At 40.0% G+C, this 13,283-nt stretch carries 18 protein-coding genes; 7 read left to right on the plus strand and 11 right to left on the minus strand.

The window, feature by feature from the left end; genetic code table 11:
- Positions 1–11: 11 nt before the first annotated feature.
- The gene (locus tag KHA95_RS02035) at positions 12–1,313 is read right to left on the minus strand and encodes an HD domain-containing protein (RefSeq protein WP_213135791.1); all 1,302 of its coding nucleotides are present in this window, start codon (positions 1,311–1,313) and stop codon (positions 12–14) included.
- A gap of 176 nt (positions 1,314–1,489) precedes the next feature.
- Between KHA95_RS02035 and KHA95_RS02040 the strand changes: the two genes are divergently transcribed.
- A complete protein-coding gene (locus tag KHA95_RS02040; RefSeq protein WP_213135792.1) occupies positions 1,490–2,212 on the plus strand; it encodes an RsfA family transcriptional regulator in 723 nt (240 codons plus the stop codon).
- 43 nt (positions 2,213–2,255) lie between these two features.
- On the opposite strand, the gene lipL is transcribed toward KHA95_RS02040, so the two are convergent.
- Positions 2,256–3,086 (minus strand): octanoyl-[GcvH]:protein N-octanoyltransferase, encoded by an 831-nt coding sequence (lipL, locus tag KHA95_RS02045; RefSeq protein WP_213135793.1) that lies wholly within the window; start codon positions 3,084–3,086, stop codon positions 2,256–2,258.
- A 26-nt stretch (positions 3,087–3,112) separates the two neighbouring features.
- Positions 3,113–4,090, minus strand: coding sequence for a phosphate acetyltransferase (pta, locus tag KHA95_RS02050; RefSeq protein ID WP_213135794.1), 978 nt, complete (start codon positions 4,088–4,090; stop codon positions 3,113–3,115).
- 211 nt (positions 4,091–4,301) lie between these two features.
- Here pta and hemQ point away from each other — a divergent pair, with 211 nt between their 5' ends.
- Both hemQ and gerQ read left to right on the plus strand, forming a co-directional pair.
- Positions 4,302–5,066, plus strand: coding sequence for a hydrogen peroxide-dependent heme synthase (hemQ, locus tag KHA95_RS02055; RefSeq protein WP_213135795.1), 765 nt, complete (start codon positions 4,302–4,304; stop codon positions 5,064–5,066).
- 192 nt (positions 5,067–5,258) lie between these two features.
- Positions 5,259–5,651: a spore coat protein GerQ gene (gerQ, locus tag KHA95_RS02060; RefSeq protein WP_213136136.1), complete on the plus strand. Its 393-nt coding sequence runs from the start codon at positions 5,259–5,261 to the stop codon at positions 5,649–5,651.
- 220 nt (positions 5,652–5,871) lie between these two features.
- On the opposite strand, the gene KHA95_RS02065 is transcribed toward gerQ, so the two are convergent.
- The 3 genes from KHA95_RS02065 to KHA95_RS02075 all read right to left on the minus strand — a co-directional run bounded on the left by KHA95_RS02065 (position 5,872) and on the right by KHA95_RS02075 (position 7,285).
- Positions 5,872–6,243, minus strand: a complete 372-nt coding sequence (locus tag KHA95_RS02065; protein WP_213135796.1) for a DUF423 domain-containing protein — start codon at positions 6,241–6,243, stop codon at positions 5,872–5,874.
- Between the two features lie 24 nt (positions 6,244–6,267).
- Positions 6,268–6,546 (minus strand): YwdI family protein, encoded by a 279-nt coding sequence (locus tag KHA95_RS02070; RefSeq protein ID WP_213135797.1) that lies wholly within the window; start codon positions 6,544–6,546, stop codon positions 6,268–6,270.
- 61 nt (positions 6,547–6,607) lie between these two features.
- Positions 6,608–7,285 carry a uracil-DNA glycosylase gene (locus KHA95_RS02075; protein ID WP_249316451.1) on the minus strand — a complete coding sequence of 226 codons (678 nt, stop codon included), beginning with the start codon at positions 7,283–7,285 and terminating at the stop codon, positions 6,608–6,610.
- 129 nt (positions 7,286–7,414) lie between these two features.
- On the opposite strand from KHA95_RS02075, the gene KHA95_RS02080 reads away from it, so the two are divergent.
- Entirely contained in the window at positions 7,415–7,735 is a 321-nt protein-coding gene (locus KHA95_RS02080; protein ID WP_213135799.1) for a YflT domain-containing protein, read from the plus strand.
- A gap of 45 nt (positions 7,736–7,780) precedes the next feature.
- Here the strand turns inward: KHA95_RS02080 and KHA95_RS02085 are convergent, their stop codons facing one another.
- From KHA95_RS02085 to mobA, 5 genes are read right to left on the minus strand one after another with little or no spacing between them, the layout of a single operon-like run.
- Positions 7,781–8,560, minus strand: a complete 780-nt coding sequence (locus tag KHA95_RS02085) for a YhfC family intramembrane metalloprotease (RefSeq protein WP_213135800.1) — start codon at positions 8,558–8,560, stop codon at positions 7,781–7,783.
- 22 nt (positions 8,561–8,582) lie between these two features.
- Complete coding sequence (locus tag KHA95_RS02090) at positions 8,583–9,602, minus strand: ThiF family adenylyltransferase (protein WP_213135801.1); 1,020 nt, start codon at positions 9,600–9,602, stop codon at positions 8,583–8,585.
- Between the two features lie 6 nt (positions 9,603–9,608).
- On the minus strand, positions 9,609–9,842 hold the full coding sequence (gene moaD / locus KHA95_RS02095) for a molybdopterin converting factor subunit 1 (protein ID WP_213135802.1): 234 nt from the start codon (positions 9,840–9,842) through the stop codon (positions 9,609–9,611).
- A complete protein-coding gene (locus KHA95_RS02100; RefSeq protein WP_213135803.1) occupies positions 9,835–10,299 on the minus strand; it encodes a molybdenum cofactor biosynthesis protein MoaE in 465 nt (154 codons plus the stop codon). The genes moaD and KHA95_RS02100 overlap by 8 nt, the downstream gene beginning before the upstream one ends.
- Positions 10,296–10,883: a molybdenum cofactor guanylyltransferase gene (gene mobA, locus KHA95_RS02105; RefSeq protein WP_213135804.1), complete on the minus strand. Its 588-nt coding sequence runs from the start codon at positions 10,881–10,883 to the stop codon at positions 10,296–10,298. The genes KHA95_RS02100 and mobA overlap by 4 nt, the downstream gene beginning before the upstream one ends.
- An 87-nt stretch (positions 10,884–10,970) precedes the next feature.
- On the opposite strand from mobA, the gene KHA95_RS02110 reads away from it, so the two are divergent.
- From KHA95_RS02110 to KHA95_RS02120, 3 genes are all read left to right on the plus strand, one after another.
- A complete protein-coding gene (locus KHA95_RS02110) occupies positions 10,971–11,546 on the plus strand; it encodes a YdcF family protein (RefSeq protein ID WP_213135805.1) in 576 nt (191 codons plus the stop codon).
- Between the two features lie 96 nt (positions 11,547–11,642).
- Positions 11,643–12,098 carry an ASCH domain-containing protein gene (locus KHA95_RS02115; RefSeq protein WP_213135806.1) on the plus strand — a complete coding sequence of 152 codons (456 nt, stop codon included), beginning with the start codon at positions 11,643–11,645 and terminating at the stop codon, positions 12,096–12,098.
- Between the two features lie 23 nt (positions 12,099–12,121).
- Positions 12,122–13,171, plus strand: coding sequence for a LytTR family transcriptional regulator DNA-binding domain-containing protein (locus KHA95_RS02120; RefSeq protein ID WP_213135807.1), 1,050 nt, complete (start codon positions 12,122–12,124; stop codon positions 13,169–13,171).
- Positions 13,172–13,283: the final 112 nt, after the last annotated feature.

Genomic DNA, 13,283 nt, shown 5'->3' on the forward strand with positions numbered 1-13,283 from the left:
ATGGGCTCCTTCTAATGTTTTTTCAAAATCGATAAAATTTGTTGCTTAATGTTTGCATGCTTTGAATCATCTAAAAGGAAATCCTCTGGAAAATACAATTTATGATCTGTTCGTTTCTTCCCTGAAATCGCCTCAACGATCGTTGATTCCCTTGAAAGCTCACGTATATCGCCATTCGGCATTAATAATTGAATCGGCATCCGCTCTTCTTCTTCTCCCCCACGGTAAAAATCATATGGCAAATCTGATGAAGAGTCGACCGCCAAATAATAATCTGGATCAATTCCCGCTTCTCTAAAGAGCTCATGCAGACGAACTGATAATTTATACTGTCGAGCTGGATCAAATTCAATGTATTTGAATAGATTCCGATTCATAAACCGCTGGCATAAATCTCGTAAAATAAAGTCATCTTCATCTTCCCACATTTGAAAATAATATAAAATGACGGACTCATCTAATTTTAAATAATCTTCCAATGTGACTTTTTCAGCAAAAAGCGAGACAAAATGCGTAGGTTCATACTTAAAAGAGTAAGAGTCTTCATATAGCGCTTTGGCACGCTTTAAGATTTTCGTCAAAATTACCTCTGCACTTCTCGTGACAGGATGAAAATACACTTGCCAATACATTTGATAGCGACTCATTATATAATCTTCAACCGCATGCATCCCTGTCGATTTAAAAACGACCTGATCTTCCCGCGGGCGCATGACACGTAAAACCCGTTCCATATCAAAATGCCCATAGCTGACTCCAGTAAAATATGCGTCACGTTGCAAGTAATCCATTCGATCAGCATCGATTTGACTGGAAATCAAACTGACAACGAGCTTATCTTTATACGTTTTCCCTATTACTTCCGCCACATTTTGCGGAAAATCTGGGCTGACACGTTGCAGAACCGCATTCACTTCTGTATCGCCAAGAATGATTTTCTTCGTGAACTGTTCATGATCTAATCCGTACACTTTTTCAAATGAATGAGAAAATGGTCCATGTCCAAGATCATGTAAAAGTGCGGCACATAAAGACAGCAATCGTTGATCGTCATCCCATTCTGGTCGTCCTTGAAAAACATCATCAACGATTCGTCTCACGATTTCATATACACCCAAAGAATGATTAAAGCGGCTATGTTCCGCACCGTGGAACGTTAAATATGTCGTACCGAGCTGCTTTATTCGGCGCAGGCGCTGAAATTCCTTCGTGCCGATTAAATCCCAGATCGTTTGGTCTCTCACATGTGCATAGCGATGAACAGGGTCTTTAAAAACTTTTTCCTCACTTAATTTTAAATTGGAATGATGCATAAACGCCCCTCTTCCTATCTATCATGATTCCATTATATCGGCTTTACCCTTTTATTAAAAGTACAGAAGTTTCTATCATTTTTTTTGCGATATTGGTATAAAGATGCATTTCCTTGTCCATCCTATGATTACTGAATCAAAAAATCAAAAGATGAATGATAGGGAGTTGAAGAGAAATGAAAACACGACAAGATGCATGGACAGAAGAAAACGACTTGCTTTTAGCGGAAACGGTGCTTCGCCATGTACGTGAAGGAAGTACGCAATTGAACGCGTTTGAGGAAGTTGGTGATAAACTGAATCGAACATCGGCAGCATGTGGCTTCAGATGGAATGCAGTCGTTCGCCATCAATATGAAAAAGCGCTTGATTTAGCGAAAAAACAACGAAAGCAGCGACAACGAATGCTTGGTAAAGATCAAGGGGGCAAAAAGAAACTGCTTTATCAGCCACCTGTTCCAACCGTTGAAGAAATCCTTGAGCCTATGTTAGAACCTGAGCTAACAGAAATGACAACTGTAGAATTCTCAGAGGAAACTGTTCCTGTTTCAACGCATCTTTTACCTGCGCCTAAACCGGAAGGAAATGCGGAAGGAATCAATATTCGCTCTATTATTGCTTATTTGCAACAATTACAAACTTCTGAGTTTCAGTTAGATATATTAAAAAATGAGAATGCAAGATTAAAAAGGGAAATGGCTGGTTTGAAGAGTGAGAATCAGCGTTTACAGCAACAGGTGAACAAACTAGAAGACAAATCGGTCACGATGCAAGACGATTATGAAACGATGATGAAAATCTTAAATCGCGCTCGCAAACATGTTTTATTTGAAGATGAAGAACGGCCAACAACATTTAAAATGGATCGCAATGGAAACTTGGAAAAGCTAGCAGAATAAATGGTGCCTCCCCTCAGCTAACACTTTGGGGGCAGGCATCTTTTTATATTTTTCTATTTCTTTCTACCATTCGCTCGTAATACGCTTGGAACCATTCTAATTCGTCCCCTTGTAGTTGGTCGGCGAATAGCTCCGTGCTCATCTTTTGTAAAACATTCATAAATCTGAGCATGACATCTTGGATTGTCAATTGTACACCGAGCAGTTCTGACAAAGATGCCATCACTTCTGGGCGCACTTCTGGGAAAATAAATTTCGTTGGTTGATCGTTTTTCGCACGTTTGTAAAACTGTCTAATCAGCTCCGCACGTTGCCTTCCGCTCCCTGTCACGCATAAATAAATTTGCACAGCAACTCCTTTACGGATTCTCCGCTGAGAAATGCCAGCAAATTTCTTTCCGCCGATACTCAAATCATAGCTTCCCGGACAATAGGAACCAACAATTTCCCGTGCTTCGATCTCGACTGGAAAGTCTTGAAACATGAAACGGATCAGTTCCCACATCGAGTCATACCCGCGATTAATATCAATCCCCTTCTCTTTTTCAGGTAGAATAAGCGAGAGATTGAGTACCCCATCGTCAAGCACAACTGCTAATCCGCCGGAATTACGAACGATATAATCATAATTTTCCTCTGCAAGAAAAGCTAATCCTGCTTGTAACTCTGGGAGTTTCGTATCTTGAATCCCAAGAACAATCGTCCGTGGATGAACCCAAGCTCTTGCCGTAGGAGGGGAGTAGCCCCTTCCTACCGACATGCAAAGTGTATCATCGATTGCAAACGACTGTAACGCATGAAAATGAGGATTGAATGAGGATTGATCAATTAATCTCCACTTTTCTTGCTGCAATAATAATATCCCCTCTGACATGAGCTGAACTCCTTCTATACTTAAGCTTAAGCGCCTAGTGATTGCAGTGCTGTAATGAGAGCGAGCTTGTACACATCCTCTTCACTACATCCGCGTGATAGATCATTTACCGGTGCATTTAGACCTTGTAAAATCGGACCAACTGCTTCAAATCCACCTAAACGCTGAGCGATTTTATATCCGATATTTCCTGCCTCTAAGCTAGGGAAAACAAAGACATTTGCATCCCCTTGAATCGGTGAATCTGGCGCCTTTTTCGCAGCAACGGACGGAACAATCGCAGCATCAAATTGGAATTCTCCATCGATGAGTAGTTGTGGATCGATTTCCTTCGCTAATTCCAATGCGTCTGAAACCTTTTTCGTTTCATCTGAAACAGCAGAACCTTTCGTTGAAAAGCTAAGCATTGCTACGCGTGGATCAATGTCAAACATTGCTGCTGTTTTTGCACTTTCCACTGCAATTTCCGCTAGGTCTTGGCTATTTGGCGCAATATTAATCGCACAATCAGCAAAAACAAATTTTTCATCATCTTTTACCATAATAAAGACACCAGACGTTTTTCCAAGTCCTGGTTTCATTTTCACAATTTGCAATGCTGGGCGAACGGTATCCGCTGTTGAATGAACCGCTCCACTTACTAAGCCATGGGCTTTATTCATATATACAAGCATTGTTCCAAAATAATTTTCATCTAACAATAGCTTTCTCGCATCTGCATCAGTTGCTTTCCCTTTTCGACGCTCAACAAAAGCCGCAACCATTTCATCGAACTCTGCATAGTTTTCCGGATCATACAATTCCATTTGATCTAATTTTACGTTATGCTCTTTTGCTTTCGCTTGAATCGCTTCTATATTTCCAATGAGAATAGGCTTAACCAGCCCATCTTCTGCAAGTCTTCCTGCCGCAGCAAGCACACGCTCATCTAACGCTTCTGGAAAAACAATTTTCCGATCCTGTCCGGCAATCTTTTCTTTAATTCCTACAAACAAATCAGCCATTTACTTCGTCCTCCTTATTTTCGTAAATCTTAGTCTAAGATGTCTTATACATAAATAGCTATCCACTACCATCATATACCCTTTTGCTCCATAACTCATAATGATATGGGTGTATTATTGACTTTTTTCTTACATTTAAGCCTTGAAAACGCGATCTTGGACAAACTATGCTATATTAAGATCAGAATATGATGAATAGGAGTTGATCTACATGAGTGAACCAGCACAAACGTTAGATGGTTGGTATACATTGCATGATTTTCGATCAATCGACTGGGCTGCATGGAAGAAATTATCAAATGAAGAACGCCAAGCAGCGATCCATGAATTCACCCAATACCTTGAAAAACTAAATGTTGTTCAAGAGAATAAAGAAGGCAGTCATGCCCTTTACACAATCGTCGGCCAAAAGGCAGATTTCATGTTGATGATCTTACGTCCAACGATGGAAGAATTGAATGAGCTCGAAAATGAATTTAATAAATTAACGATTGCCGAATATACAATCCCTACATATTCATACGTATCAGTCGTTGAACTAAGTAACTATTTAGCAAAAGATTCGGATGAAGATCCATATGAAAATCCATACGTACGTGGACGATTATATCCAATTTTGCCGAAAATGAAGCATGTGTGCTTCTATCCGATGGATAAGCGCCGCGAAGGAAACGATAACTGGTACATGCTTTCCATGCAAGAGCGGAAAGATTTAATGTACAGTCATGGGATGATTGGCCGCCAATATGCAGGGAAAGTGAGACAGCTTATTTGTGGGTCTGTCGGTTTCGATGACTGGGAGTGGGGTGTCACCCTTTTCTCTGATGACGTACTTCAGTTCAAAAAAATCGTCTACGAAATGCGCTTTGATGAAGTAAGTGCACGCTATGGAGAATTCGGGTCATTCTACGTCGGTAATTTACTTGAAGACAATGATCTTGAGCGCTTCCTATCTGTGCCAAGCATAGCAAAATAACAATAAAGAGATCCACATGAAACACTCATGTAGGATCTCTTCTTTTTTGCATATCGCCAGTCCCTCCTGCATAGAAATGAAAGAGAGTGAAGTTCGTTTTCTACCAATATCTTGAAACTTTTATTAGGAGGGAATACTTTGGCACAACAACCAAATCCAGCTGGCTTTTTTCCACAAGGTCAGTTTTCACAAATGCCTTACGGTCAACCTTTCGCCCCAATGCCACAACAGATGCAGGTTCCATTTCCGACGCCAACTGCTGCTACTCCAAGCGGCGGAATCAATGTTCCGGGAATGCTGCCAGTCGAAGAGTCGTATATTGAAAATATTCTCCGTTTAAACAAAGGAAAGCTCGTCCAGATTAATAGCACATACGAACATAATAAAGAATGGAATGCAAAAATTTTCCACGGCATCATTGAAGCTGCCGGTCGAGACCATGTAATTTTAAGCGATCCACAAACAGGTAAACGTTATTTAATCCCAATGATATATGTAGATTTTATTACGTTCGATGAGCCGATTGAATATGAATATCCATTTGGTAGCGGCGCAGGACCACTCGCTAATTATCCGCCAAGATAAAGATCAAAGGCTAAAGGAAATGGGCAGTGATTTTTTTCACTGCCCATTTTGTATGCTATGTTGAGTTTAGAGGCCATATTGCAAAAATTTGCAAACGGATTGTTAAATTTATAAGCCATTGTGGTAATTTCTAAGCCAATAAACGAATTTATAAGCCATTACGCCGTTTTCTAAGCCGTTATAATCCTTTTGCTTGCAAAAAAGCTTCAATTTGCTGTTTTTAAAGATGTTTTACAGTAAAAATAATGAGTAACACCCATGAGATAAGAAAAGCAACTCCGCCTAGTGGTGTAATTGCGCCCAGCACTTTTATACCGGATGTACTGAGCACGTATAGGCTTCCTGAAAAAAGAATGATTCCTGCCAACATGAACCAGCCCGATGATGAAAGGAGTACAGACGGAGAAACATTTCTTCCAATTATACCGATTGCGATTAAACCGAGCGCATGAAACATTTGATAGGTTACTCCTGTTTTCCATACTTCCAAGTATCGAGGTTCGATTTTCCCTTCAAGTGCATGTGCACCGAAGGCTCCTAACGCAACTGACAAAAAGGCATTAATTGCCCCTATAATAATAAATACCTTCATCTATGCTCCTCTTTTCTATCCGTTTTAAAAATCAAAGAGTGAATCTCCATTTGCTCCGTCATCTGTTTCTAGCGTTTTTTCACCTATTCCCGTAACGGTCGGAATCGGTGAAGGTACGACCTGAGGAACGAATGGCTGTTGTTCTAGCGCAACTTTTTCACTTTTATCTTCTTCTAACATGACCTCTGCTAAGGCTTTGATTACATGCATATGCCCTTGAAGCTGCTGTTTATTTCTCGTTGCTTTTGCCTTTCTCAATTCAAGCTCCATTTTTTCAAAAAGCTTTTCATACGAAACATTCATGTTCGCCAACTCCCGTAACCCATTTTTCTATGTACAAGCATAGGCATTTTCCATGGAAAAATCAAAGATTTGGAATTTGCCAATCAATTGGTTCTTCATCCATTTCTAGCAACATTTTATTCGTTTTCGAAAAGGGCTTGCTCCCGAAAAAGCCTTTATGAGCTGCAAATGGGCTTGGATGCGGCGATTGGATAATCAAATGTTTCTGCGTATTGATTAGCTTTATTTTCTCCTGAGCAGGCCGTCCCCATAAAATGAAGACAATTGGCTTTTCTCGTTCGTTCAAAAGAGAAATGACTTTATCGGTGAATATTTCCCAGCCTTTTCCACGATGTGAATGAGCTGCACCAGCCCTCACTGTTAAAACTGTATTAAGCATTAATACCCCTTGTTCTGCCCATTTAACTAAATGCCCATGATTCGGAATGTAACAGCCAAGATCATCATTTAATTCTTTGTAAATATTTCTTAATGATGGCGGGATATTTACATCTGGCTTTACAGAAAAACTTAAACCATGTGCTTGTCCTTGTCCATGATATGGGTCTTGTCCTAGGATGACCGCCTTTACCTGATTAAATGATGTATAATGCAATGCGTTGAAAATGTCTTCCATTTCAGGATAAATCACTTTATGTGCATATTCGTCTTTTAAAAAGGAACGCAGCTGCAAGTAATACGGCTTATGAAACTCCTCTTCAAGAAGAGGTGACCAGTCATTTTTTAATATTTTTTTCAAGTGAACCATCCTTTCTAATTCCTATTTCTCTATACCCAATTTTCCATTCTTATGTTTAAACGAGTTGAGAAAGGATAAATAACAAATATGCAAGACCAATAGCTTTTTTTAAAGGGAGGATATTTTTCCATGCATGTAGTAAAAGTTTGTGAGAATGGTGTACAAGCATTAGATATCGTTGAAGACTTGACGGCTCAAGGGTTTACCCACGATGATATTTATATATTTGCTCATGGGATTGAGCGGTCTAAAGATCTAACGGATGCAACGGATACAGCAGCAGTAGGCGTTGGCGAACAAGGGTTATTTAACACAATTAGCAATGTATTCCAAAAAAGAGGTGACGAGCTTCGTTCCAAATTTGAAGCCGTCGGATTATCCGAGCAAGAAGCTGAAAAATATGAAGAAGTGCTTGATGGCGGACAAGTAGTCATTGTAGCAACCCATTAATATACGTCGGATGTAAGGCTGTCTCAAAATCGGGACAGCCTTCTATTATTCTGCAAATAATCGTTTCGACTTTACCGTCCAAACGACCGCACCAATTGCAACAATCGCAATAAATGCTTCAATCATAAAAATATTTTTAATTACACCTGCTTGATAAAGCGCAGCAGGGAAATCAAAGAGTGCATGAATCAAAATCGCATAAATAAAGTAGAGCGGTCTTTTACTTTTAATCGCATAAAGAACGAGAATGGATAATCCAATATGAAGCGACATTGCACCTAATCGCTCAATTCCACTGAGTAAAATTAAAAGTGGTGACCCAGTTGTTAATTGCTCTTGAACCGGTGCAAGTGCTACACTTGCTTGTTCATTTACAATTAGCGATTCGAATGTACCATTATTAATCATCAACGCGAAGACAAACAGCATCACGCTATTAATACCGATCAGAAGAATCGCTTCAATTCCACCATGCCCGATTCCAAAAGAAAGTCCATCCTTCCATCTACGGAACTTCTTCAAGGCGAATTTCATCATTAAAAATCTGCCCGTTTCTTCAAAAATACCAGCCATCAGTCCACCATAAAGCATAAATAACCACGGGTTTTCAAACCATTGCTTTGTCGTTTCATTTCCAACGAGGAAAAAGCTATGGGCAAGCCCTTCTAACACTTGGGCAAATAAGAAAAACGTCAACATACCGAATAAAAGAACTTTCAGCGATATACCAAATTTCTTTTTAAAAATAATTAGCAAAGCAATTGGTGTTCCTACTGCAATGAGAAAAGAAACGATAATTGCGATCATTGTTGCGGTTGTTACCATTGGTTTACTCTCCTTTCCCTTTTTACCCGATTAAAGAATCATATATTTTTCTCGCCTCTTTGGAATCTTTCGTACCATGGATAAGCGCACGTCCGTCTTTAAAAAACACAGCCCGGGTCCCTTCCTTCAAAACAGAAACGAGGAATGGATTACCGCCAACTTCATATCCTGCCGCGCGCCATTGATTAGCAAGCTTTTCTAATGCTAACCCATCGCGAAGGGCTGGACGAATTTGTACGGTATCTCTCCCACATAAAACGGCAACTTTCATTCCTGAATCGGCTTGCAAATACGGGTATGTCCGCTCATCCCCGCATGATAGGCAGCCAACATCTTTTAATGCCCCTGCCTTCAATGATAAATAATGATTTTCCCATAGATCAAAAGAAACATAGGCAGCCCTTACCGCATCCATATTCCCCGATAAAATCTTTAATGCCTCTGCCCCTTGATGGGCCGTAACCATTTGCACAGTCGGAGCAATGATGCCAACTGTATCACATGTTTGCCCTTGTAATGGTAATTTTTTCAATAGGCATTGCAAGCATGGGGTCACCCCTGGAATAATCGTAAACGCCATCCCAAAGCTGCCTACACATGAACCGAATAAATAAGGAATCGTATACTTTTGCGCTACATCATTTAGTAAAAAGCGCGTTTCAAAATTATCGGTTCCATCGATAAGTAAGTCGACATCGTCAATGAGATTTTCCAAAAGAACAGAATCAGCTTGAGCAACAATTGCTTCAATTTCAACGGCAGGATTGATTTGCGCCAATCTTTTTTTTGCGGCCGCCGCTTTCGGCCATTTTTGCAATGCATCCTCTTCCGTAAATAAATTTTGTCTCTGCAAATTGCTCATTTCTACATAATCGCGGTCGATCAGTGTTAACTTACGAATTCCTGCCCTTGTAAGCAGCTCTGACGTATGGGTGCCAAGCGCACCGACTCCAACAATCAATGCATGCTTTTTCCCAATTTCTGCTTGTCCTTTTTCCCCGATTGGCTTAAACAATATTTGCCGTGAATAGCGTTCATCCATCAGGAATTATCCTCCACTCACTGGTGGGATTAGCGCAATTTCATCGCCAGCTTCAATGATCACATCGTCAGTTACAAACTCCTCATTGATCGCGATCATAATGCCAGCCAGGCTGCCAAATGAATATTCAGCTTCTAAATCCACCCGCAATTGCTGAACGCTTTTTCCTGCAGCGTTAATCGCTAGCTCCGCACTGCCAGCCTCATCTTTGAGATGAGCAAATAATAATAATTTATTCATTCAAATCTGCCTCCTTCGGCTCGCCATCGGTATATTGCTTTGTTCCCTGCTGATTTCCAACCCACATTTCGCCGTTTTCCCAATGCTCTTTCTTCCAAATTGGCACGATTTCCTTCACCCGCTCTAGCGCATAGCGATTTGCCTCATATGCTTCTGGTCGATGCGGTGCGGAAACAGCAATCGCAATCGCTATGTCACTAATTTCCAAACGGCCAATTCTGTGGACCATAGCAGCTTCGACACCTGGCCAACGTTCTTTCATTTCCATAACGACTTGCTCCATTTTTTTCAATGCCATCGATTCATATGCTTCGTACTCAAGATATAACGTCCTTTTTCCGTACGTTAATTCCCTTACTGTTCCTATGAAAGTAGTGACCGCACCGGCTTCACGCCGCACTACTTTTTGAAAAACGTCGTCAATCTTAATCGGTTCTCTCGTAATTTCACAATTCATTTATTTCTACCACCTTTGGCAAGTTTCACAGCCTCTATATAATCATCCTGGGTATTCATATTCCAGACAATTTTTTCGTCCCTCTCTATATGAAACCATTCTGTATGTATTTGATCAAGTAATGCCTTTACAGATCTTTTTCCATCTTTTAACGTTTGTTCCGCCTTCTCAACGATCCGTGGGTCATACGCTGCAAACAGTGGATGCATTTGCTCTTTGTCCTGAGGCACGACCGCATCGCTATTTTTTTCCCGCAGTTTATTTACTAATGCTCGCCCGAATTGGGCAGAAGCAAATGGCAGATCACAGGCGACGATAAGACATAGATCATTCTTTACAGCCGATAGCCCGGTATATATGCCAGCTAATGGACCATGCCCTTTATAAGCAGGGCAATCTTCTACGATTGTAACTGGAAGTCCTTCGTATAATGACGGATCATTTGTGATTAAGATGATTTCTTCTGAGATTGGGGTAAACTCGGCAATGAGTCGATCAATGACCCGCATTCCGCTAATTTTCATCAAAGCCTTATTTTCGCCCATTCGACTTGATTTTCCACCTGCTAAAATAATCGTTTTCAACGGCAAGTCTCCCCCATCATCAAGATTTACTAATTAAGTAAAGTCCGCTATTCTTAAACTATTCATTATTCTGAATTGAGTGATCACATGATTATTAAGAAAATCATTATTTCAGTTGTGGGTATCATCGCCTCAGGGGCAATTTTGTGGCTAATGACCGGCAATTGGATCCAAACTGGCAAGCGCCCGATTGCTAACGGCGAGCACCCCTATGCAATTATTCTAGGTGCAAAAGTGAACGGAGAAACTCCCTCACTTTCTTTACAATATCGATTAGATGCAGCATTGCAATATGCCGAAAAGCACCCTCACGTCACCTTCATTTTATCAGGCGGTCAAGGTCCCGGTGAGTTTATCACTGAAGCCGAAGCGATGAAAATATATTTAATGGAACATGGAATAAATGAAGAGCGTATGCTCCTTGAAAAGCAATCTACGTCCACGTATGAAAATCTTCTTTTTTCCAAAGGGCTACTGCCACCTCAAGTCAAAGGGATCACCATCATCTCAAGCGATTACCATTTAGCGAGGGCAAAAAAACTAGCCGCATCACTCGGACTGCAAGTTAATGTCATCCCTGCTAAAACACCGAAAATCGTTCGGCATAAATTGTTTGCTCGCGAACGGCTTGCATTGCTGAAAACGATGATGGTTGGAAAATAAGCTTGTCCATTTATTATAACAGAAAGCGCCTCATTTCTTGGATGACCCGTTTCACTTAAAATAATGATTTTCCGATTGTTTGAAGGAGAGAGAACAATGAACGATGCATCACAAATTTATTGGGAGGAATTTTGGCAAGCTCAAGGCCAAGAAAAACCCAAATCAGTAAGCGCATGGCAATTTGGAGTTAATCCAGACAATTTAGCTCAATTAGTCATAGATGGGATAAAATCAGCCACTTGCTCTGGACTGATTTTTTACGAAATTGAAAACGTGCCACTTCCTTCGATTGAAGATTATAGCATCATCTTAAATAGTAAAGACGAACCTTTAGCAATGATTAAAACGGTCGATGTTAAAATCATGCCGATGAATGAAGTTCCTGAGGAGTTTGCGTTTGCAGAAGGTGAAGGGGATCGGACGTATCAATATTGGAAAGAAGCCCACGAAAAATTCTTTACTGATGAATTAAGTCGTCACGGCCTTACATTTTCGGATGATATGATATTAGTATGTGAACGATTTACATTAGTTGATATAAAAAACGCTTAAATATTGATAGGAGTGCAGCTGGAGTGACATTATTATCGATTGTTCAACTAGAGAAAAGAACAGGAAACACATTAGACTTTCCTGCATTTGATTTGACCATTAATAAAGGTGAGACCATTGCTATTTATTGCAATAGTGTAATTGGAAATACTTTACTTCGCATTATTTGTGGTGAACTGCCTCCAACTGGCGGAAACATTCATTTTCAAAAACAGGCGAAGAATAGGCAAGAATTTTTTAAGCAGTTCGGCCTTTCTTTGCAATCAGACGAATTATATGAACGATTGAACGCAAAAGAATACTTGCATTTTTTCAAAAAACTATATGATGTCGAAGTAAACATCGACATTATACTTGAAGAAGTTCGACTTATTGATAAAAAACATATTCGTTCTGAGAAGCTATCTTCTTCCGAGAAAAAGCGACTCCATTTCGGAAGATCGATCTTACATAATCCAAGTTTTATTATGATGGAAAATCCTACCCAAAATCTCGATTTAGAGAGTACGATGATTTTACATCGATTCATTTCCAATTTGGAAAAGCAAGGTAAGTCGATATTGATCACAACTGATAATTTAGAAAACGCGATTTCACTGACCAATCTTGTATATCGTTTAGATCATACTGGTCTTAATAAATTAGATGTAGTAGATGATCGTGAAGAACCGATGATTGAAGAAAAACATGAAAGCATCGTTCAAGAACAAACAGAGCCAGAATCGAGTATCCCTATTCGCATTGATAAAATTCCAGCAAAGGTAGACGATAAGATTATTTTATTTGATCCGACCGAAATTGATTTTATTGAAAGCAATAGCGGTGTTTCAAATTTAAATGTCAATGGCGAAACATTTCCTAGCTCGCTTACCCTTCAAGCGTTACATGATCGTTTGCAGCCATTTGGATTTTTTCGCTGTCACCGTTCTTATATCGTTAATCTACAAAAAGTAAAAGAAGTAATTACATGGACGAGAAATAGTTACAGTTTAATTCTCGACGATCAGAAAAAAAGCTCGATCCCTTTATCGAAAGGTAAAATGGATGAATTGAAGCAAATTATCGGGATGTAAAGGCGAATTTCCGCCCTTTTTTCTGCTCCATTCAGGCTCTATTTTGCGCCATTCGCCCTCTTATATGCTCCTTTGAACGTTGATCTAATGCGGTTTCTTCATTTTCTCCATA

It is taken from the genome of Bacillus sp. FJAT-50079 (genome assembly GCF_018343515.1).
In the GTDB taxonomy this organism is placed as follows: domain Bacteria; phylum Bacillota; class Bacilli; order Bacillales; family Bacillaceae_C; genus Lederbergia.

Bases quoted from the DNA above. Each gene is read 5' to 3' on its own strand.
- KHA95_RS02085 (WP_213135800.1), bottom strand. From the start codon at position 8,560: ATGGTAACAACCGCAACAATGATCGCAATTATCGTTTCTTTTCTCATT.
- KHA95_RS02080 (WP_213135799.1), top strand. From the start codon at position 7,415: ATGCATGTAGTAAAAGTTTGTGAGAATGGTGTACAAGCATTAGATATC.
- KHA95_RS02090 (WP_213135801.1), bottom strand. From the start codon at position 9,602: ATGGATGAACGCTATTCACGGCAAATATTGTTTAAGCCAATCGGGGAA.
- KHA95_RS02070 (WP_213135797.1), bottom strand. From the start codon at position 6,546: ATGAATGTTTCGTATGAAAAGCTTTTTGAAAAAATGGAGCTTGAATTG.
- KHA95_RS02065 (WP_213135796.1), bottom strand. From the start codon at position 6,243: ATGAAGGTATTTATTATTATAGGGGCAATTAATGCCTTTTTGTCAGTT.
- KHA95_RS02100 (WP_213135803.1), bottom strand. From the start codon at position 10,299: ATGAATTGTGAAATTACGAGAGAACCGATTAAGATTGACGACGTTTTT.
- pta (WP_213135794.1), bottom strand. From the start codon at position 4,090: ATGGCTGATTTGTTTGTAGGAATTAAAGAAAAGATTGCCGGACAGGAT.
- KHA95_RS02110 (WP_213135805.1), top strand. From the start codon at position 10,971: ATGATTATTAAGAAAATCATTATTTCAGTTGTGGGTATCATCGCCTCA.
- KHA95_RS02040 (WP_213135792.1), top strand. From the start codon at position 1,490: ATGAAAACACGACAAGATGCATGGACAGAAGAAAACGACTTGCTTTTA.
- gerQ (WP_213136136.1), top strand. From the start codon at position 5,259: ATGCCTTACGGTCAACCTTTCGCCCCAATGCCACAACAGATGCAGGTT.
- moaD (WP_213135802.1), bottom strand. From the start codon at position 9,842: ATGAATAAATTATTATTATTTGCTCATCTCAAAGATGAGGCTGGCAGT.
- lipL (WP_213135793.1), bottom strand. From the start codon at position 3,086: ATGTCAGAGGGGATATTATTATTGCAGCAAGAAAAGTGGAGATTAATT.
- KHA95_RS02115 (WP_213135806.1), top strand. From the start codon at position 11,643: ATGAACGATGCATCACAAATTTATTGGGAGGAATTTTGGCAAGCTCAA.
- hemQ (WP_213135795.1), top strand. From the start codon at position 4,302: ATGAGTGAACCAGCACAAACGTTAGATGGTTGGTATACATTGCATGAT.
- KHA95_RS02035 (WP_213135791.1), bottom strand. From the start codon at position 1,313: ATGCATCATTCCAATTTAAAATTAAGTGAGGAAAAAGTTTTTAAAGAC.